A 20,210-nucleotide genomic window follows, 5' to 3' on the forward strand; every position below is an offset into this window, starting at 1 on the left:
TTAGAATTAGTGCAAAACCATTTAGGATTTTCAATAGGTCTAGGTGATGCCCCTCTTTTAATTTCGGCAATATCCCCAAGCCTCACTCTTTGCCAATTTGAGGGCGTTGTTAATGCGTCCATGCGTTTATCGCCCCATTAACCCCAAATCTTTCAAATGCTCTAAAACTTTTGATTCGCTCTCTTTGACTTCTTGGTCTAGTTCTAACAAGCCGTTAGAGTAAGTTTGAATGATTTCATTAAGGGCGCTAGCAAAAGCGTTGATGCGTTTTTGGATCTTGTTTTCTAGGGCGTTTTTTAGGCTGTTAAGCCATTTGTCTTGGATGATGAGATCCTTAATTTCGCCTAATTTCAAGTTTTTATACTGGTGGAACGCTTTTAATTCCAGCTCCTCATAAGCTTTATTTTTGCTTTTTAGCGCCTTGTTTTTAGCCTCTAGCCATTCTAAAGCGGTTTTTAGGATTTTTTTATCTTCTGGGTCGGTGGCGTTTTTTAGTTCCTTTTTCAAAACGCTTTCATTGATTTTCAATCCATCAAAAAGCCCTTCTTCGTTAGAATGCTCTTCTATAAATTCTTCAAAATGGGCCTCTTTTTCATTAAGGGCGTTTTCTAATTCTTCTAATTCTTTCGTTTCTTTTTCAAAAAAGCGTTGTTTGATTAAATGTTTAGGGATTAGATCGCTTTTATAGTAAGTTTTTTGAATGACAAAATCCGGCTCCTCTAAATAGTTGGCTTTTTTGTTTTTGTCTTTTAGGGGGGTTAATTTCCTTAAATTTTTAGTGCTCTCAAAGCCGTTGCATGAAAGAAGGAACCAATCGTCTTGCAAAACTTCATTGTAGTAATCTTTAAAGAGCTGATACACGCCGTATTTGTCTAAAATTTCTATTTTTTCAAATTCGTATAAAACTTTTGAACAAACGCTTTCTATGAGGGTTTTTGGGTTAAAACCTAGCTTTAAAGAGTTAAAAGTTGTGGATAAATCCAATCGGTCAAAAACGCTTAAAATGGAAGCGTGGAAGGTTTGGTATTCTAAGCTTTGGGCGATTGATTCTTTAATGTTTTCGCATTCTGTTTTTAAAGCGTAATAACCCTCTTTATCGCTCTTTTTAAAAAGCGTGTTTTTAAGCTCTTTAAACACTTGAAAATAAGGGGCGTAGGCTTTTATTTCGTTTTTGGGCAAATAACTGGCCTTGTGGCTGTTGATTAAAGCGAACAAGTCTTTTTCTGTTTCTTGCTTGGCGGCAATGTAGCGCGGGATGTTCAAGTTATAGTCGTTAGCGCTGATTTCTTCTAGGCTCACCATTTTGGAATAATAGGGGATTTCTTTGTAAGCGTTAAAAGTGTCTATCATTTTTTGGACATCTTGATCCCTTAAGCGGTTTTTATTGCCGTCTTTTTTAAAATCCTTGCTCGCATCGATCACAAAAACGCCTTTTCTGGCATGCGCGTTTTCTTTGTCCAAAACGATCACGCATGCAGGAATGGAAGTGCCGTAAAAAAGATTAGGGGCTAGGCCTATCACGCCTTTAATATAGCCTTTTATTAAAAGATTTTTTCTGATTGCACCCTCGGCATTCCCCCTAAATAGCACCCCATGGGGTAAGATCACTGCCCCTTTGCCCGTGTTTTTTAAGGATTTGATGATGTGGAGCAAAAAAGCAAAATCGCCATTTTTTTCAGGGGGCGTGCCGTCTTCAAAACGATTGAAACGATCGTTAATGACTTGCTTGCTTTTAGGGTCTATGCTTAGCCCGTCAGTCCAGTTTTTCAGGCTAAAGGGAGGGTTAGCCACGACATAATCAAAGGTTTGTAGCATGCCGTTTTTAATAAAAAAGGGGTTAGAAAGGGTGCTAGAACCCCCTTTAGCAATATCAGCAGTAGCGCTATTGTGTAAGATCATATTCATTTTACAAAGGGCTGTTGTGGAAATGTCTTTTTCTTGACCATAGATAGTTAACCCTTTTTCACCGGCCAAACTAGAAGCTTTTAACAATAACGAACCGCTCCCGCAAGCGGGATCATAGATGCTTTTATCCTGTCTGGTGTTTTCATCAATGCCAAGCAAAAGGGATAATAAAAGCGAAACTTCGCTAGGGGTGTAAAACTGCCCTTTGGATTTACCGGATTCGCTGGCAAAATGGCGCATTAAATATTCGTATGCATCGCCCAATAAATCATCGTCTAAAGCCCCATGCGCGCCCAAACTCAAATCCGCAAAGATTTTAACCAGATTAGAAAGGGTGTCCATCATCGCTTTACCCTCGCCAAGCTTAGTGTTATCGTTAAAATCCACGCTGTCAATCACGCCTTTTAAATCGTTTCGCTCTGCGATCTTGGCGATGATTTTATTGAGCTTATCGCCTATTTCCTTATCGCCCTCTAAAGCGAGGATGTCTTCATAAAAGCACCCTTGTGGCACTTCTATTTCGCTAAAGTTATTGTTTCTGGCTTTATCGCTGATGTATTTTAAAAAAAGCAGGTTCAAAACGTAGTTTTTATACTCGCTCGCATCCATTCCGCCCCTCAAGCTATCCGCTCCAGCCCATAAAGAGCTATACAATTCGCTTTTTTTGATCGCCATTTTAACCGCCCTATTTTGTTTTTAGGATTATAATATAAAGCGGTAAAAAGCGTTCTTAAGGGGTTTATGATGAAAACAGAAAGAGAAGTTCAAAAACAAGTCATAGAAACTTTTAAAAGCATGGGCTATGCGTATTTAGGGGATTTAACAAAGAGCGATAATAAAAACATCAATAAAGAAAGCCTAAAAGCATGGCTAATTAAAAATCAAAAAATTGAGCCTGAAAGGTGGCCTAAAATTGAGCAGAAAATCCATAACGCTTTAAAAAACGATTTATACGAAGCGAATCAAACATTTTACGAGCTTTTGATTTATGGCGTGGGAACTAAAATAAGCCAGAATGAAAACTTCCAAACGACTTATCTCATTGATTGGAAAGATGTTTTTAAGAATGAATTTAGCGTGGCTGAAGAAGTGAGCGTTAAAGGGCCAAACGCAAAACGGCCGGATGTGGTGCTTTATGTTAATGGGATCGCTTTAGGGGTGCTAGAATTGAAAAAATCCAGCGTGAGCGTAGAAAGCGGTATCCGGCAAAATTTAGACAACCAAAAGAAAGAATTTATTAGAGATTTTTTTAAAACGATCCAATTGGTGATGGCGGGCAATGAAAGCCAGGGGCTAAGGTATGGCGTCATAGAGACTGAAGAAAAATACTACCTTTCTTGGAAAGAAGAGGGCGTTTTAAAAAATTTGTTTGAGACGATTGAATGTTTTCTAGAAAAAGAAAGGTTTTTAGAATTTATCCATGATTTTTTGATTTTTGATAAGGGGCAAAAGAAATGTGCCAGGTTCCACCAATATTTTGCGATTAAAAAAACGCAAGAATTTATCAAAAGAAACGAAGGGGGGATTATCTGGCACACGCAAGGCAGCGGTAAGAGCCTGACTATGGTGTGGCTTACTAAATGGCTAAGAATAAATAGGAAACAAGCGAGGATTTTAATCGTTACGGACAGGAGGGAATTAGACGCTCAAATTCAAGGCGTGTTTGAAGGAATAGGCGAGGATCTTTATCGTGCAGACAGCAAGAAGGATTTATTGAGCGTGCTGTTTGAGAATAAGGAATTTTTGGTTGGCTCGCTTGTGCATAAGTTTGATGACAACGACTTAGAAGATTTAAAAAAACAACCTGTTTTAAAGGAATGGGTTGTTTTAGTGGATGAATGCCACAGAACCCAAGGCGCTAAATTGCACAAAGCCATGAAAAGCCTGCTCCCTAATGCGATTTTTATAGGCTTTAGCGGCACGCCTTTGTTGAAACAAGATAAAAAGACAAGCCAGGAAGTGTTTGGGGATTATATCCATTGCTATAAATTCAATGAAGCCGTTAGCGATAGGGTGGTGTTAGATTTAAACTATGAAGCCAGAAGCGTGGATCAATATGTCAGTAGCCATGAAAAGCTGGACGAATATTTTGAATTAAAAACCCAAGGTTTGAATGAGACGGCTAAAACAGAGCTTAAAAAGAAATGGGTTAATTTGCAAAAAGTTTTTTCCACCAAAGACAGATTAGCTCGTATTGTGCAAGATATTGTATTGGATATGGCAAAACTCCCAAGATTAAGCAGTGAAAAGGGGAATGCCATGCTGGTGGCTGAAAGCGTGTATAACGCATGCCGGTATTTTGAACTCTTTTTAGAAACAGAATTAAAGGATAAGGTGGCTGTGATCACAAGCTATGAACCCAATATCGCTGATCTTAAAGATTGCGGGAGCGATGAGAGCGAAGAGAGTTACAAATACCGCACTTATTGTAAAATGCTGCAAAACTTTTTTAATGAAACAGATGAGAAAAAAGCCCTTAATAAAATTAAAGAGTTTGAAGAAAAAGTTAAAGAGCGTTTTATTAATGAGCCTGCTAGAATGAAGCTGTTGATCGTGGTGGATAAGCTATTGACCGGTTTTGATGCGCCAAGTCTCACTTATTTATACATTGATAAGAAAATGCAAGATCATGGGCTTTTTCAAGCGGTGTGCAGGGTGAACAGACTGGATAGCGAAGATAAGGATTTTGGCTGTATCATAGACTATAAGGATTTGTTTGAGAGTTTAGAAAAAGCGCACAGCGATTACACGAATAAAGCGTTTGAAAACTATGAAAGAGAAGACATTCAAGGGCTTATCTCTGACAAAGCCCAAAAGATTAAGAAAAAATTAGAAGAAGCTAGAGGGCAATTGAGATCGCTTTGTGAAAGCGTGAAAGAGCCAAAAGATGAAACGGATTATACCGCTTATTTTTGCGGGAGCGATTTAGAAAAAAACGCTCAAAAAAGGCGGTTGTTTTACCAGCTTGTTGGCGCGTTTTTAAGAATGTTTGTGGAATTGAACAACTTAGAAAAGCCCATTTATTCTAAAGAAGAAACGCAACAAATCAAACAAGAAGCGGAATTTTACAGGCATTTACAAAAAGCGGTTGGCTTGAGTAGTGGGGATAGCGTGGATTTAAAAAGCTATAGCGAAGACATGCGCAGGATCTTAGACGCTTACATTAAAGCCACGGACAGCAAGACGCTAATTAAAATAGAAGATCAAGGGCTGTGTGAAGTTTTAGCCCAAATGGATATTAATGATTTTAATAAGGTGCTGTCTCAAGTCTTTAAAAATGAAAGCTCTATGGCAGAAAGCATCGCTAATAATACTAGAAAACGCATTATAGAAAAAGAAGCGAGCGATCCTAAGTATTACGAAAAATTATCTTCGCTTTTAAACGATTTGATTCTCCAGTTTAGAGAAAAGAAATTAACCTATTTAGAATACTTGCAACAAATCCACGACTTAGCCAAAAAAGTTATTGATAAAGAAAATAGAAATTACCCTAAAAAGATCAACACTGACGCTTTAAAAACCCTCTATGATAATTTAGATGAAGATGAAGAGTTAGCCCTAGAAATAGACGCATGCATAAGGGATAATAAAAAAGATGGTTGGGTGGGGCATCATCAAAAAGAAAAAATCCTTAAATTCGCTTTAAGAAAAATCATAGACGATGAGGGTTTGTCAGAAAGCATCTTTAATTTAGCCAAACGCATAGAGGAGTATCATTGATGAACGCTTATTGTTTAACTTTAAATAATACCAACATCGCTATAGAAAAAAAGGCTATTAAACATTTACACATTAGCGTTTGCCCGCCTGATGGCTCTGTGCATGTGTCTTGCCCCCTAGCTTTAAACGATGAGAGTCTCAGGCTTTCTTTGATTAAAAGACTCCCTTGGATAAAAGAACAGCAACAAAATTTTTTAAACCAAAACAGACAGAGCCAAAGAGGAATGCTAGAAAGAGAAAGCCATTATCTTTTTGGGAAACGCTATCTGTTAAAGATTGAACACACCATAAAAAAACACTTCGTCCTCCAAAGCCCTAAATATTTAATCTTGCATGTCCAGAAAAAGACAAGCTTAGAAAACCGCTTAAAGGTGTTAGAAAGCTATTACAGACAAGTTTTAAGAGAAAAAATACAAACCTATATCAACCATTATGAAAAGATTTTAAACGAAAGTATACGAAGCTTTAAAATCCAAAAAATGAAACGGATATGGGGGAGTTGTAATATAACTAAACGCGCCTTACTTTTTAATTTGGAATTGGCTAAAGCGCCTAGTGAGGGCATTGAATATGTGGTTGTGCATGAATTATTGCATTTCAAAGCGCGCCACCATAACGAATATTTTAGGGATTTGCTGAGTTTGTATTTGCCCAATTGGCAAAGGGCTAAGGCCAGCCTCAAAGAAACTTATTTGGAATATTCTTAAATGAATGTTTCATCATTTCGATAAAACCGCTAAAGTCTTTTATTTTAAATGTTCTAATCCTCCATTTTTTAAACCACTTTATTTGAGGGGGTTTATTGATCGCTTTATGGGCTTATGCTAGAGTGTTTTTTAGAATGATTAGCATAAACACCCCCTTGAGTGTTTTCAAACCCTAAACATTCTAATTCTTGTTTTAAATCGCCATCCTAAAAAGACTGATCTTTTAGCTTGAATACAGCCGAACGGCCGTGTTTACATCTTGTAAGGGATTTTTCGTGGTGGGTTTGTTGGGGTTTTGACCGCTATAAAGAGAGCGGCTCATCATCGCACAATAATCCCCCTCCTTTTTAAAGCCTTTAGAAAGTGTAGTTTAAATACGCTGTAACTGATCTTCCAGGTGCAGGTTGCAAGCCTGCAGGGCTAGAGCCAATCCCTGTAAAATAATACTTCATGTTGAAAATATTATTGATTTGCAAGCTTCCTGTAACTCTGTGTCTTCCGTTTTCCCAGAAAATTTGGCTCACTTGGATATTCCACACCCAATACCAAGGCAAGAGCCCTTCATGTTGGGTCATACACCAAGCTTCGCATTGATAACCGCTATTAAGAACGCTTTCATAGTTGTTCCCCCCACTATAGTATTGCATCCCATAATAGCCTCCTGCTGCACTGTTGCTAATCCCGCTATAAGCGCGGCTATAAAAATAGCTAGAAATACCAATGGTGGTTTTACGCCAGTTGTAACGAGCGTCAAAAATGAACTGGAAAGGGCTTACAAAAGGGAAATGCTTGTTGTAGCTAGTCCCTTTTAGCACATCCCCGTTCAAGTCTGTTAAAGGGCCATGGCTGGTTACACGAGTGTCAATGTAGTTGAAAGCGGCATGGAATTGCAACCCTCTAATGGGCCTGTAATACAATTCCAGCTCCACGCCTTGAGAATAGCCATTAATGGGGCGCACATTACCTTTCATGGGGCCGCTTGTATAGATTGAATACTGCCCGGTGGCAAAATCGCGCGCCCAAATCCTAAAGTAGTCCGCATTAAAGCTGAACTTATCCTTATAGGTGTAGCGCACTCCTGCTTCCACAGTGTCAAAGTGTTGGGTGAAATACTCCGCTCCTCCATAGCTCAAAACGTCTAATTGAGGCGGAACAAAAGAGCGTTGGTAGTTGAAGTAGGTAAGCACGTTGTGATCGCCTTGCACAGGGATAAAGCCAATGTTGGTTGAGGGCATCCAATTGTTCATGTGCTTGATTTTTCTTAAATCCTTTTCAGGGATTTGCACCCAGTTAGCCGCATTTTCGTTGTTGTATTGCACAAAAGCGTAGCGCAAACCAGGCACGATGAAAAAGCGCCCGTCCCAAGCTTCAATGCGATCGCTCAAATAAACCGCTGTGTAATTGTTACGCCAGTTGTTCCAGTTTCTATAAACGCCATGCTTGATGTGGGGTTGCCAACCGCTCATCACGTTAGCGCCCTCACACAAGAAGCCTGCCCCCTCACCGCTCGTTTTAGTGGCGCATTCATTGGTGTTTAAGTATTGGCGTTGTAAAAAAGTGGTGGTCATGAAACGCAAGCCCATGATAAAGGTTTGCTTGACTTTCCCGGTATTGACGATCAGATTCACTTTAGGCTCAAAAGCGTTATTGATGGAGCGCACAGGGTTTTCTACTTCTGCCCAGCCATTGTAGTTAGTGGCATAATAAGGCACAGCCAAGTTATACCCTGCCGGAAGTCCCGCCGCCCTGCATGCCGCTTCACTAAAACAAGTAACCATGTTAGCGCTATTGTAGCTAGAGCTCACTTGAAAGTCCCTAGTCATCAACTGCCCATAGTAAGTGAAGCTAAAAGTCCCACCCACTCTGTCTAAATCCCCAAAGCGGTTTTCATACACAGCCCCAAAGCGTTGCGAGCGCCCGCCTTTTTGGTTTAAGGGGCGTAAATTAGCGAAGCGGTTTATTTTGTAATCTTGCTCGCTGAGTGATCCCGGTTGGGCGATAGCAAAATCGTAGTATTGGTAATAGGCTTTAATCCCGTTGTTTTCATTAATGTCATAGACCCCATCCAACCAATAGTTTGAAATATTAGAGGGGCTATTGTCCCTAAAGCCTTGCCCTCTAACCCAGTTAGCTTGCGCTTGGATACCCACATGCTTATTGATCATCCCTCCGCTCCTCACATAAGTGTTATAGAGGAGGTTATTGCCTAAAGACTTGATAAAAGAAGGATCGCCGGTTTTATCAGGGGGAGCGGCAAACCCGGCGTTTCTAGCCTTAGCCCAATAAGTGATCCTTTCAGCCGCTTGGTTTTCCCATTGAGTAGGGATAGGCTTAGTGATGATATTGACAATACCCCCATAAGTGTTAGGCCCATATTGCACGCTGCCTCCACCTTTAATCACATCAATGCGATCAATGGCTTGGAAGGTAACAGGGAAAATGTCTAGCTCAATGTGAGCGTAGGGGGCCATATAAACAGGAATACCATTGACTAACATCAGTGTCGCATCGCTATGCCCTGAACCCCCCGCTCCAAAGCCACGGATTTGGATAGTGGGCATAGCCCCTACGCCTGTCGCATTCCTAATTTGCAGACCCGGGACATTCTGTAAAGCTTCTTCAATGCTTTGGTTAGCTTGTTGGGTGAGCGCTTTATTAGAGATCACCGTGCGGCTTCCTGTGTATTTTTTCACTTCTTCATCTTGCCAACTCTTAGGCGCGGTAATCCCGCTATAACCCAAATTGACCTGCCCAGAATAATCAGATTTATCCTTTTTCCCGGCAGTAGAAACCTTGCCCAAAGTGTAGTCTTTATCTTTAGCGAACAAAGACTCTTGGCAAATCAAGCTGGCAGTCAAAGCCAACAGAACTTTTTTATGCAACACCAACTCCTTATGTTTTGAGAGATTTAAAAGTTGTTTAAATTTTTTAAGTAAAATCACGCCAATAACGAGTGCAAGCATTATTAGGTAATAAAAACTAAAAAAACTTAATAACGCACGGAATTTTATCGTAAAATTCTTAAAATTTTATTAATCCCATGAAAATCTTTTTTTTTTTTTTTGATTTTGCTGATTTTGCTCAATCTCTAGTGAAAAATCCCTATTTTTGACACACAGCTAGCTTGCATGCGTTCTCAAAATGCACAAGACATTCTTTGACGCTCAAAGCGGTTTAATTTTCCATCTAAACACTGCCCCTTTTTCAAGCTTTTATCGTTTTGTTTGAAAAGCGATCAGCAACTCCTTGCAAAAGATCGCTTCTTATCTTTAAATTTACAGCTATTGATGATGAGATCTAAGATTTCTAAAACCTGCTTTTCTTCTTCATTATTGTGTTTTATACTCACCGTGGGGTTGTATTCGGTTACTTCAATGGCTCCCAGTCGGTCTTTAAAACCTTCTAAAAGCAAGCCCAATAATTGCTTTAACTCATCAAAACTCAGCCCGTTATTTTCACGCACGCCGGTAGAAGTGAAAAGCTTGCCATCCATAATGTCTAGATCCAAACTAAGGTAAATAATATCCACCGCTTTTAATAATTCTTTGGTTTTTTGAACCACTTCTTGCATGTTTTCTCTTATCGCTCCCACGCTGAATAAAGGGATTTGTAATTCCTTAATCACATCTCTTTCGCTCTGTTCGGTACTTCTTACCCCAAAATACACCAAACATTTAGGATCAATTTCTAACCCTCCCTTTTCTAACCCCAAAGAGCAAAGCTTTTGCCATGCCTTTTCTTCGCTCTCGCTCATGCGATTAAACCCGCTATGGACACGATTTAAAACCATGCCTAAAGGCATGCCGTGGATATGTTTTGAATCGCTGTCATAAGCCGTATGGATATCCGCATGCGCGTCTAAATACAAAATCCCTATTTTTTTGTCCTTATGAACGCTCCTAAAGGCTTGGAAAATCCCAAACATGTTCGCATGCTCTGAGCTTAAGATCAAAGGGAATTCTTTTTTCTCAAACACTTCTTGCATGCAAGGGATCAAATTTTCTTTACAAAAAAGGTAGTAATCTTCAAAATTCTTAGCGTATCTAAACTCCTTATAAAGCACGCACCGCTCTTGAGTGATCGTTTGCATGCCTTTAATCACATCGCCATGCGTGGCACTCAAAGCCTCTCTCAAACGCCTAACCCCTTTATCGGTGCCTCTTTTTGACGCTCCTAACTCCGCTTCTAATCCTACTAAAATCATTTTATAACTCCTTTTAAATCCCCACTCATATTTTTATTCTAAACCAAAATTAACAACCAATTATTAATAAGCAAATGGATAATAAATAGAACAATTTCATTGTGTAAAAGAGTAAAACCATTCAAGTTTTTGATAGAAAAACACTCAAATAGTCTTATTGAGCGAATATAATCGTAACTGACACTACATATTTAAAGGATTAACATGACTATTGGGCTAGTTAAAGAAAGCATGGATTTAGAATCACGAGTGGCTTTGGTGCCTGATGATGTGGCGCTAATCATTCAAAAGGGCGTGGAGGTTTTAGTTCAAAATAGCGCCGGCACTAATAGCGGTTATAGTAACGAAGCGTATGAAAGCGTGGGGGCTAAAATCGTGGATTCTAAAACAGCGTGGGGGCAGGATTTGGTGGTCAAATGCAAAGAGCCTTTAGAGCATGAGTATCATTTACTAAAAGAAAAAGCGACTCTGTTTAGTTATTTGGATTTAGCGTATCAAAAAAGCTTGTGCGAAATGTTTATAGATAAAAAAATCACTTCCATTTGCACTGAAACCATTGCCGGGCCTAAAAACGACTACCCTATTTTAGCACCTATGAGCGTGGTGGCTGGGAGGTTGGCCGCGCATTTAATCCAGCATTATTTATTGGCTTTAGAGCATGTTAAGGGGTTTATGGGTAAGGGGGTCATGCTAGGGGGTTTATCGGGCGCGCAAAGGGCTAAAATTGTCGTAGTTGGGGGCGGTGTGGTTGGCATGGAGAGCGCGAAAGTCTTAAGCCAAATGGGGGCTAAAGTAACGATTTTAGAATTAGACTACGCTAAATTGCAAAACCACCCCTATTATCATTTGTATGATTTAGAAGTTTTAAGCGTGAATGAAGCCAATATCATTCAGGCCTTAAGCGGAGCGGTGGGGCTAGTGGGAGCGGTGTTAGTTACAGCGAGCCAAACCCCTAAAGTGATCTTAAGAAAGCATTTAAAACGCATGCAAAAACAAGGGGTAGTCATTGATGTGGCTTGCGATTTAGGGGGGTGCATAGAGACCATACGCCAGACAAGCCATTCTAACCCGGTGTATGTGGAAGAGGATTTGTTGCATTATGGCGTGCCGAACATGCCAGGGATTGTCGCTAAAACGAGTTCTATGGCTTATAGCCATGCGAGCGTGCCGTATTTGTTGTATTATTTAGAGCATGGCTTGAAGGGTTTTTTAAAAGCCAACACTAAAATCGTGGCGAACACGCTTGGAGGCTTGAGCGCTTATAACGGCTATATCACCCAAGAAGGCATCGCTAAAGCTTTCAATCTGGCGTTCAAATCGCCTTTAGAGGTTTTAAAGGAGCTTTAAAAAATAAGCTTTAGCAAGGGTTTTAAAGGTTGCTTTAGGGTAAAGGTTTTTCTTTAGCTTAAGAAATCTTTAAGCATAAATCCCTTAAAATCCTTTCACATTTAGCCTTTAAATAGTTTTTGTTAAATTTTTGACGGTTACAGAAACACACAAACACTCTTCTTTTGAACCTGTTTGACGGTTACAGAAACACACAAAAATCCCTTTTTTCCTTGTTGTTAAAACTACAAATAAGACTGAATGATACTTTGATGTTTTAAGGAGTTTTTATGGGCAATACTTGCAATTGTAACAGCCAACGAGTGCCTTTTAAAGGTTTTGCGATAGACAACAAAGACGGGAAGTTCCACGAATGGGAGCATAGCCGCCATGCCATGGGCGAATACGATGTTGTCATTGACACCCATTTTTCAGGAATTTGTCATACGGATATTCACTTCGCTCATAGCGATTGGTTGCCTGGAATTTATCCTATGGTGCCTGGGCATGAGATTGCTGGGGTGGTGAGCGCGGTTGGTTCTAAAGTAACGAAGTTTAAAGTAGGCGATCACGCTGGAGTGGGTTGCATGGTAAATTCTTGCGGTGAGTGTCATACTTGTAAGCATGAACACCAAGAACAATGGTGCGAAAACAACAAAACCATTTACACTTACAGCTGGGAAGATTCTTTCCACAATAATGAGCCTACTTATGGCGGGTATTCTAACAATATCGTGGTGAGCGAAAACTTTGTGATTTCTATCCCTAAAGAAGCCCCATTGGACAAAGCGGCCCCCTTGCTTTGCGCGGGCATTACCGTGTATTCGCCTTTGAAATTTTCTAAAGTTACTAAAGGCTCTAAAGTGGGTATCGCTGGCTTTGGCGGGTTGGGGCATATGGCTTTAAAATACGCCGTGGCTATGGGAGCGCAAGTGAGCGTGTTCGCAAGGAATGACAAGAAAAAACAAATGGCTCAAAAATTAGGTGCGACTAACTTTTATACAAGCGTGGAAGAATGTAAAGAAAAATTTGATCTAATCATTTCTAGCATTCCCACGCAATATGACTTGCTCGCTTACACGAAATTATTAAAATATGGCGGTGAAGTGGCGGTTGTGGGTATCCCTCCAAAAGATCCGCAAAGGAATTTGGATTTTGGCGATTTGGTGCTGTTTTCAGGCAATCATAAGGTTTATGGCTCTTGGATTGGGGGTGTGAAAGAAACCCAAGAAATGATGGATTTTTCCATCAAGCACGGCATTTACCCTGAGATTGAGCTAGTTACCGGTCAAGAAATTGATGCGACTTGGGACAAACTCTTAAACGGGCAAGGGAATTTCCGCTACGTGATTGATATGAAAAAATCCATGGAAAATTTTAAGAAATAAACCCCAAAAACCCCTAAATTAGGGGTTCTTTTCTGTCTGCTCCAACAAAAACCATGCATTTTAATGTGTGAAAATATTTCAAAAAAAAAAAAAACACTTTTTAATGTTATAATCTACCCTAAATCATACAGGGGGTTTTTATGGCAAACGAAAGCATTGAAGGCAAAGCTCATTCATTAGGAGATATTTTAGCTACAGAATTTAAGGCTTATTACCAAATTCCGATCTACCAACGCCCTTACCAATGGACAGAAAAAAACTGCGAAAAGCTTTTAGACGATTTGTTTTCTAGCTATGAATACTATAAAGAAAGCGATTATTTTTGCGGCTCATTAGTTTTAATCGCAATTGGCACAGATTCTGCAACCAACGCTACAACCTATGATGTTGTAGATGGCCAGCAGCGCTTAAGCACTTTCATTTTGCTCGCAAAAGTTTTAGCCACTCTCTATAATAATGAAGTTTTAAACAATAAAACTAGCAAAGATTTTTTAGAAAAGAGTTTGGGCGATACTGATGGAGAAAAAAGAAAGCGGTTGACTTTTAATACTATAGGGTTTAACGCTAAAGATGATTTTCAAGGTGCATTAGATTTTTTTGACGATCTTGATGCAAGCAAGGGTAAGAATAGCAAGAGCAACGACCCAAGCAAGGGTAAGAACAACTACTTAAAAAATGCGATTTGTTTAAAAGACTATCTTGAAAAAAAAGAGATTGAAAACATTAACGATTTTATTAGGTGGCTGTATTTTAAGGTTGTATTTATCAGAACCACTTGCTCCAATATAAGTATGGCGTTAAGGATTTTTAGTGTTTTAAACGCTAGGGGTTTGCCCTTGCATGCGATAGATGTTTTTAAGGCGGAGTTGCTAAAAAAACTCGCTAAAGAAGAGGATCAAGAAGAGTTTGTGTCTCGTTGGAATGCCTTGCGTCAAAAATGCTCAGAGAATGAGTCAAAATTTCCAAAGAGAAAAGAGAACAAGCGAGAGAAGAACGCCGCAGAAATATTATTCAGCTGGTATTTAATCTATCTCAATCCGGTAACTAGTGGGAAAAGCATGGAAGAAAGACTTGCTGATCAGTTTGAAAGGCTTAATAAACCCCCTTTAGAATACTTTAAGGGCGTAGAAGATTTTTACAACGCTTATGTGGAAGTTTTAGAAATGCCGGATCGATACGCCCACTTGCTCTCTTATGTGCCTACGGATTCTTGGCGTGCCATCTTGTGCACCAGTTCGTTGCACTGCTATAACCAAAGCGAGATAGAGGCTTTAAAGGAGTTGTTGGTCAAGTTTTACTACCAAAATTGGGTTGCAGAGCAAACAGAACCTAAAAAACAAACTAATTGCAACATTATTAAAGCCCTAAAAGAAAAGCAAAGCGTAGAGAACATCGCTTCTATTGTGAAAGAATATTTAGATGATGATAAAAAAAATAAGATAACACAAAACTTTAGAGAAAAACTAAAAGATGACCATTTGTATGAAAAACACAAAAAGGCTTCAAAAAATTCATGGCTCAGACCTATTCTCATTTTAGTGGAATATTCCATGAGCGATAACGCCAACCCCGCTTACATTAAAATAGATGATGATTTGCATGTTGAACGCATTTTGCCCCAAAACCCCGATCTTTCAAGCCAGTGGGTGAAAGACTTTAGCGAAGAAGAAAGAGGATTATACACGCATTCTTTAGCCAACCTCACGCTTTTAGGGGGCACGAAAAACTCTCAAGCTTTAAATTTGGATTTCAAAGATAAAAAGAAAATCTACATGGGAGAAGAAATCAAGTCAAGAAAAACGAAAACTTCTAAGGTGATGACTTGCTATAAAATGACCATAGACATTGCACACAAATACACAGAATGGACGCCCAAAAGCTTAGAAAAAAGAAAAGAAGAGCTGATTGGAATCATTGAGAGCGTTCTAACGCTCTAGGGACGCACCCCTAGAAAGTGAACACGTAATTCACATACCACGAATACACGCGCCTAAACCCTATATCCAAATTTTTTGCAGTGATATAGGGGTTTTTTTTCAGCATGGGGAATTTCACGCCCGCTTCAATGCTGGAATGCTTTAAGATCCTTAAGCGAGCCCCCACATTGAATAAAAATTGGAAAGAAGTGGCTTTTTTACTCACCAAAACTTGCTCCACTAAAATGCTCTCAAAGCTCGGCGTCGCCATAAGCCATGAATTGCCGGCCAATTGCACCCCACCAAAAGCCCCCAAACTCATGATGCCGTTATTGATGACATTAACCATCAAGTCCATAGCCCCCCCATAAGTGAGCATGTTCGGCTCAAAGGTTTTGGGATCAGCAAGGCTCGTTAAACGATTGATTTCTTGTTTCCCAAGAATTTGACCCGCCAATTGCGCCACCTCGCTGTTATAGTTAGGGTTTTTAAGCTTAATAGAATTGGCATGAGCGTAGTCAAAAAACCCATAAAGGCGCAAGCCAAAGTGTTTTTCAAAGAAGAATTGATACCCTAAAAGCGCGTCAAAGCCCTTGATAGTAGCGTTAGTGGCTTGTTTTTGAGAATTAATATCCGCATGCATTTGGGCTTGTCCTTGCAAATAACCCGCCCCTAAAAAAACGCCATTGCCATCCATGGCTAGTAGCGCATTGATAGAAACAATCAAAGCTAATAAAGATTGAGAAAAAATTTTTTTCATATATGATTCCTTAACATAATGTTTACATTCTTAAAAAGAATACCCAAAAAAGAATTAAAAAAGTTTAAAAAATGAAACATTAACCAAAATAAAAATTTTTTATGAGTTTCACACAACATGATAAAAAAGCGTCTAAAACCCCCTTTTTTAAAATTTTGTTTCAAGCTTTAAGCTACAATATACGCATGAAAGATTCATACCAAACTATCGGCGTGTTTGTGCGGCCCACCCACCATCAAAACACTCTTTTTAGCGAGCTAGAGCAAGCTAAAGAATGGGTTTTAAAGCTTTTAGAAGATGAAGGGTTTGAAAGCTTTATGATTGATAATGCTAATCCGTTAGAAAATGAACGCCTGATAGAAAAAGCTTATGCGTTTTTGTGTTTAGGGGGCGATGGTACGATTTTAGGGGCTTTAAGAATGACGCATTCTTACAATAAGCCATGTTTTGGGGTTAGAATGGGGAATTTAGGGTATTTGACCGCTATTGAACTGGGCGGCTTGAAAGATTTTTTACAAGATCTCAAACACAATCAGATCAAATTAGAAGAACATTTGGCCCTAGAAGGCCGTATTGGAAAAATCTCTTTTTATGCGATCAATGAGATTGTGATCACTAGAAAAGAAGCTTTAGGGGTTTTAGACATCCAAGCTTATGCGGGCCATACGCCCTTTAACACCTATAAAGGCGATGGGCTTATCATTGCCACGCCCTTAGGATCGACCGCTTACAATTTGAGCGCTCATGGGCCGATTGTGCATGCTTTAAGCCAAAGCTATATTTTAACGCCCTTGTGCGATTTTTCTTTAACGCAACGCCCCCTAGTGCTAGGAGCGGAATTTTGCTTGAGTTTTTGCGCGAATAAAGACGCTCTTGTCATCATTGATGGGCAAGCCACTTATGATTTGAAAGCCAACCAACCCCTATACATTCAAAAAAGCCCCACGACCACCAAACTCTTGCAAAAAAATTCAAGGGATTATTTTAAAGTGCTTAAAGAAAAGCTGTTATGGGGGGAAAGCCCTAGCAAAAAAAGCTAAAAAGATAAAAAAGGGTGAAACGCATGCAAGATTTTAATAACGCTCAAATCACGCGCTTAAAAGTGCGCCAAAACGCTGTCTTTGAAAAACTGGATTTGGAGTTTAAAGACGGCTTGAGCGCGATTAGTGGGGCTAGTGGGGTGGGAAAAAGCGTTCTTATTGCGAGCCTTTTAGGGGCGTTTGGGCTTAAAGAGAGCAACGCTTCAAGCATTGAAGTGGAATTGATCGCGCCTTTTTTAGACACTGAAGAATACGGCATTTTTAGAGAAGATGAGCATGAACCCTTAGTCATCAGCGTGATCAAAAAAGAAAAAACGCGCTATTTTTTAAACCAAACAAGCCTGTCTAAAAACACGCTCAAAGCGTTATTAAAAGGTTTGATTAAACGCTTGTCTAACGATAGATTCAACCAGAATGAACTCAACGATACTTTAATGCTCTCCTTACTGGATGGCTATATCCAAAACGAAAACCAGGCGTTTAGCCCCCTTTTAGGCGCGCTTGAAGAAAAATTCACCCGCTTAGAGGAGCTAGAAAAAGAAAGGCGATTATTAGAAGATAAAAAGCGTTTCCAAAAGGATTTAGAAGAGCGTTTGAATTTTGAAAAAATGAAATTAGAACGCTTGAATTTAGAAGAAGGCGAATACGAACGCCTTTTAGAGCAAAAAAAATTGCTCTCCAGCAAGGAAAAATTGAACGACAAAATCGCTCTGGCGTTAGAGGTGCTAGAAAATACCCATAAGATCACGCATGCTTTAGAGAGCGTGGGCCACAGCGCTGAGTTTTTAAAAAACGCTTTATTAGAAGCGGGCGCTCTATTGGAAAAAGAGCAGGCTAAATTAGAAGAGTGCGAGCGTTTGGATATTGAAAAAGTATTAGAAAAACTTGGCATGCTAAGCGGGATCATTAAGGATTACGGGAGTATTGCACATGCTAAAGAACGATTAGGGCATGTTAAAAACGAATTGCATAACCTAAAAGAAATTGACCATTATTGCGAAACTTACCACAAAGAAATAGAGCAACTAAAAACCGAATGCTTGAAATTGTGCGGAGAAATAAGCGGCTTTAGAAAAGAATATTTAGCCGGTTTTAACGCTCTTTTAAGCGCTAAAGCGAAAGATCTGCTCTTAAAAAGCCCCAGTTTGGTTTTAGAAGAAGCCCCCATGAGCGAAAAAGGCGTTCAAAAACTCGTTTTGAATTTGCAAAATTCCCAATTAGAAACCTTAAGCTCTGGAGAATACAGCCGTTTGAGGTTGGCGTTCATGCTTTTAGAAATGGAGTTTTTAAAGGATTTTAAAGGCGTGTTGGTGTTAGATGAAATGGATTCTAATTTGAGCGGTGAAGAGAGTTTGGCGGTCTCTAAAGCCCTTGAAACTTTGAGCAGCCATTCACAAATCTTTGCCATTTCGCACCAAGTCCATATCCCAGCGCTCGCTAAAAACCATATTTTAGTCTTCAAAGAAAACCACAAAAGCTTTGCAAAAACCCTTAATAACGAAGAAAGGGTTTTAGAAATCGCGCGCATGATAGGGGGGAGCGAGAATATAGAGAGCGCGATTTCTTTCGCTAAGGAAAAATTAAAGGCGCAAGAATGAAATTTTTTCTTTTAAAGAAATTCAGCGAATTTTTAAACGCTCAAACGCATTTTAATCTCAAACGCTTGAGCATGTCTAGCTTTTTATTAGAGATTTTTTCTAAAGAAAAACACGCCTTTGTTGTGGATTTGAGTGTGCCTTATATCGGTTTGTCCAAAAAACCCCCAGAGAGCGTTTTAAAAAACACCCTAGCGCTAGATTTTTGTTTGAATAAATTCACTAAAAACGCCAAAATTTTACAAGCAAACGTCATTGATAACGATCGGATTTTAGAAATCAAGGGCGCTAAAGATTTAGCTTATAAGAGTGAAACTTTTATTTTGCGTTTAGAAATGATCCCTAAAAAAGCCAACCTCATGATCTTAGATCAAGAAAAATGCGTGATAGAAGCCTTTCGTTTTAATGACAGGGTCGCTAAAAACGATATTTTAGGGGCATTGCCTCCTAATATTTACGAGCATCAAGAAGAGGATTTGGATTTTAAGGGATTGTTAGAAATTTTAGAAAAAGATTTTTTATCCTATCAGCATAAAGAATTAGAACACAAAAAAAATCAAATCATCAAGCGATTGAATACCCAAAAAGAACGCTTGAAAGAAAAATTAGAGAATTTAGAAGATCCTAAAAACTTGCAGCTGGAAGCCAAAGAATTACAAACTCAAGCCTCTTTATTACTCACTTACCAGCATTTAATCCATAAGCATGAAAGCCGCGTGGTTTTAAAGGATTTTGAAGATAAAGAATGCGCGATTGAAATTGATAAGAGCATGCCCTTAAACGCTTTCATCAATAAAAAATTCACTCTCAGCAAGAAAAAGAAACAAAAATCGCAATTTTTGTATTTAGAGGAAGAGAATCTAAAAGAAAAAATCGCTTTTAAAGAAAGTCAAATTAATTATGTTAAAGGAGCACAAGAAGAAAGCGTTTTAGAAATGTTTATTCCGGTAAAAAATTCTAAAATCAAACGCCCGATGAATGGGTATGAAGTGCTGTATTATAAGGATTTTAAAATCGGTTTAGGGAAAAACCAAAAAGAGAATATCAAGCTCTTACAAGACGCAAGAGCGAATGATTTGTGGATGCATGTAAGAGGTATTCCTGGATCGCATTTGATTGTTTTTTGTCAAAAGAATACGCCCAAAGATGAGGTTATTATGGAATTAGCCAAAATGTTGATTAAAATGCAAAAAGATGTGTTTAATAGTTACGAAATTGACTACACGCAACGAAAATTTGTCAAAATCATCAAAGGAGCTAATGTTATTTACTCAAAATACCGAACTATTAGTCTAAAGGACACTTAAACACTTAAGGAGGTTAGCATGGGTGTTTCCGCTTTAGGCAATGTAACTTATATCAACCAAAACGCTCCTTTAAATTCTGCTATCCAACAGGGTGCAAGAAGTGATATGCTGGATTTAGCGCAAAGCTTTCAAAGTAAGCTTGAATTAGCCCAAGAGACAAGGGCGTTAGAAAACATGCAAGCTATTAGCGATAAAGATCCTAAAGAAGGCTCCAAAAACCGCTATCCAAACAGCCAAAGGGCTAAGGTGTTTGGCTTGGAAGAAGAAGAAATTGAATTGTGGCATGAAGAGCATTTGTTGGATATTGTGGGGTAGGGTGTTGCGAATAACCCTATCCTTTCA

General features: G+C 39.2%; 13 protein-coding genes and 1 pseudogene. 9 read left to right on the forward strand and 5 right to left on the reverse strand.

All coding sequences use genetic code 11. From position 1 onward, the window contains the following. Both EAL87_RS08165 and EAL87_RS00010 read right to left on the reverse strand, forming a co-directional pair. A pseudogene (locus EAL87_RS08165) lies at positions 1-122 on the reverse strand (restriction endonuclease subunit S); the annotation flags it as partial. A 4-nt stretch (positions 123-126) separates the two neighbouring features. Beyond that, positions 127-2,580 carry a type I restriction-modification system subunit M gene (locus tag EAL87_RS00010; protein ID WP_120912467.1) on the reverse strand — a complete coding sequence of 818 codons (2,454 nt, stop codon included), beginning with the start codon at positions 2,578-2,580 and terminating at the stop codon, positions 127-129. Between the two features lie 69 nt (positions 2,581-2,649). Here EAL87_RS00010 and EAL87_RS00015 point away from each other — a divergent pair, with 69 nt between their 5' ends. Continuing rightward, the gene (locus EAL87_RS00015; RefSeq protein WP_162972490.1) at positions 2,650-5,625 is read left to right on the forward strand and encodes a type I restriction endonuclease subunit R; all 2,976 of its coding nucleotides are present in this window, start codon (positions 2,650-2,652) and stop codon (positions 5,623-5,625) included. Beyond that, positions 5,625-6,332, forward strand: coding sequence for a YgjP family zinc-dependent metalloprotease (locus EAL87_RS00020; RefSeq protein ID WP_120912469.1), 708 nt, complete (start codon positions 5,625-5,627; stop codon positions 6,330-6,332). Before EAL87_RS00015 ends, EAL87_RS00020 begins: the two co-directional genes overlap by 1 nt. Positions 6,333-6,688: 356 nt before the next feature. Here the strand turns inward: EAL87_RS00020 and EAL87_RS00030 are convergent, their stop codons facing one another. Further along, a complete protein-coding gene (locus EAL87_RS00030) occupies positions 6,689-9,214 on the reverse strand; it encodes a TonB-dependent receptor family protein (RefSeq protein ID WP_162972492.1) in 2,526 nt (841 codons plus the stop codon). A gap of 353 nt (positions 9,215-9,567) precedes the next feature. Then, complete coding sequence (rocF, locus tag EAL87_RS00035) at positions 9,568-10,536, reverse strand: arginase (RefSeq protein WP_120912470.1); 969 nt, start codon at positions 10,534-10,536, stop codon at positions 9,568-9,570. A 204-nt stretch (positions 10,537-10,740) separates the two neighbouring features. On the opposite strand from rocF, the gene EAL87_RS00040 reads away from it, so the two are divergent. The 3 genes from EAL87_RS00040 (at position 10,741) to EAL87_RS00050 (ending at position 15,187) form a co-directional block, all read left to right on the forward strand. Beyond that, positions 10,741-11,883 (forward strand): alanine dehydrogenase, encoded by a 1,143-nt coding sequence (locus EAL87_RS00040; RefSeq protein WP_120912471.1) that lies wholly within the window; start codon positions 10,741-10,743, stop codon positions 11,881-11,883. 269 nt (positions 11,884-12,152) lie between these two features. Then, positions 12,153-13,250, forward strand: coding sequence for an NAD(P)-dependent alcohol dehydrogenase (locus EAL87_RS00045; RefSeq protein ID WP_120912472.1), 1,098 nt, complete (start codon positions 12,153-12,155; stop codon positions 13,248-13,250). Between the two features lie 140 nt (positions 13,251-13,390). After that, positions 13,391-15,187 (forward strand): DUF262 domain-containing protein, encoded by a 1,797-nt coding sequence (locus EAL87_RS00050; RefSeq protein ID WP_120912473.1) that lies wholly within the window; start codon positions 13,391-13,393, stop codon positions 15,185-15,187. A gap of 10 nt (positions 15,188-15,197) precedes the next feature. On the opposite strand, the gene EAL87_RS00055 is transcribed toward EAL87_RS00050, so the two are convergent. Further along, the gene (locus tag EAL87_RS00055) at positions 15,198-15,926 is read right to left on the reverse strand and encodes an outer membrane protein (protein WP_120912474.1); all 729 of its coding nucleotides are present in this window, start codon (positions 15,924-15,926) and stop codon (positions 15,198-15,200) included. A 101-nt stretch (positions 15,927-16,027) separates the two neighbouring features. On the opposite strand from EAL87_RS00055, the gene EAL87_RS00060 reads away from it, so the two are divergent. Genes EAL87_RS00060 through EAL87_RS00075 form a run of 4 tightly spaced genes read left to right on the forward strand, consistent with a single transcriptional unit; the run spans position 16,028 to position 20,183 of the window. Beyond that, positions 16,028-16,966, forward strand: coding sequence for an NAD(+)/NADH kinase (locus EAL87_RS00060; RefSeq protein WP_205584677.1), 939 nt, complete (start codon positions 16,028-16,030; stop codon positions 16,964-16,966). A 23-nt stretch (positions 16,967-16,989) separates the two neighbouring features. Next, positions 16,990-18,564 carry a DNA repair protein RecN gene (locus EAL87_RS00065; RefSeq protein ID WP_120912475.1) on the forward strand — a complete coding sequence of 525 codons (1,575 nt, stop codon included), beginning with the start codon at positions 16,990-16,992 and terminating at the stop codon, positions 18,562-18,564. Next, complete coding sequence (locus EAL87_RS00070) at positions 18,561-19,868, forward strand: putative RqcH family protein (protein WP_120912476.1); 1,308 nt, start codon at positions 18,561-18,563, stop codon at positions 19,866-19,868. The genes EAL87_RS00065 and EAL87_RS00070 overlap by 4 nt, the downstream gene beginning before the upstream one ends. 18 nt (positions 19,869-19,886) lie before the next feature. Further along, entirely contained in the window at positions 19,887-20,183 is a 297-nt protein-coding gene (locus EAL87_RS00075; protein ID WP_120912477.1) for a hypothetical protein, read from the forward strand. The last annotated feature ends 27 nt before the right edge of the window (positions 20,184-20,210 follow it).

This window comes from Helicobacter pylori, from assembly GCF_003636935.1.
Classification (GTDB): domain Bacteria; phylum Campylobacterota; class Campylobacteria; order Campylobacterales; family Helicobacteraceae; genus Helicobacter; species Helicobacter pylori_CH.

What these genes read in the sequence shown, in the direction of transcription:
- EAL87_RS00010 (WP_120912467.1), bottom strand. Translation starts at nt 2,580, where the DNA reads ATGGCGATCAAAAAAAGCGAATTGTATAGCTCTTTATGGGCTGGAGCG.
- EAL87_RS00015 (WP_162972490.1), top strand. Translation starts at nt 2,650, where the DNA reads ATGAAAACAGAAAGAGAAGTTCAAAAACAAGTCATAGAAACTTTTAAA.
- EAL87_RS00020 (WP_120912469.1), top strand. Translation starts at nt 5,625, where the DNA reads ATGAACGCTTATTGTTTAACTTTAAATAATACCAACATCGCTATAGAA.
- rocF (WP_120912470.1), bottom strand. Translation starts at nt 10,536, where the DNA reads ATGATTTTAGTAGGATTAGAAGCGGAGTTAGGAGCGTCAAAAAGAGGC.
- EAL87_RS00040 (WP_120912471.1), top strand. Translation starts at nt 10,741, where the DNA reads ATGACTATTGGGCTAGTTAAAGAAAGCATGGATTTAGAATCACGAGTG.
- EAL87_RS00045 (WP_120912472.1), top strand. Translation starts at nt 12,153, where the DNA reads ATGGGCAATACTTGCAATTGTAACAGCCAACGAGTGCCTTTTAAAGGT.
- EAL87_RS00050 (WP_120912473.1), top strand. Translation starts at nt 13,391, where the DNA reads ATGGCAAACGAAAGCATTGAAGGCAAAGCTCATTCATTAGGAGATATT.
- EAL87_RS00055 (WP_120912474.1), bottom strand. Translation starts at nt 15,926, where the DNA reads ATGAAAAAAATTTTTTCTCAATCTTTATTAGCTTTGATTGTTTCTATC.
- EAL87_RS00060 (WP_205584677.1), top strand. Translation starts at nt 16,028, where the DNA reads ATGAGTTTCACACAACATGATAAAAAAGCGTCTAAAACCCCCTTTTTT.
- EAL87_RS00065 (WP_120912475.1), top strand. Translation starts at nt 16,990, where the DNA reads ATGCAAGATTTTAATAACGCTCAAATCACGCGCTTAAAAGTGCGCCAA.
- EAL87_RS00070 (WP_120912476.1), top strand. Translation starts at nt 18,561, where the DNA reads ATGAAATTTTTTCTTTTAAAGAAATTCAGCGAATTTTTAAACGCTCAA.
- EAL87_RS00075 (WP_120912477.1), top strand. Translation starts at nt 19,887, where the DNA reads ATGGGTGTTTCCGCTTTAGGCAATGTAACTTATATCAACCAAAACGCT.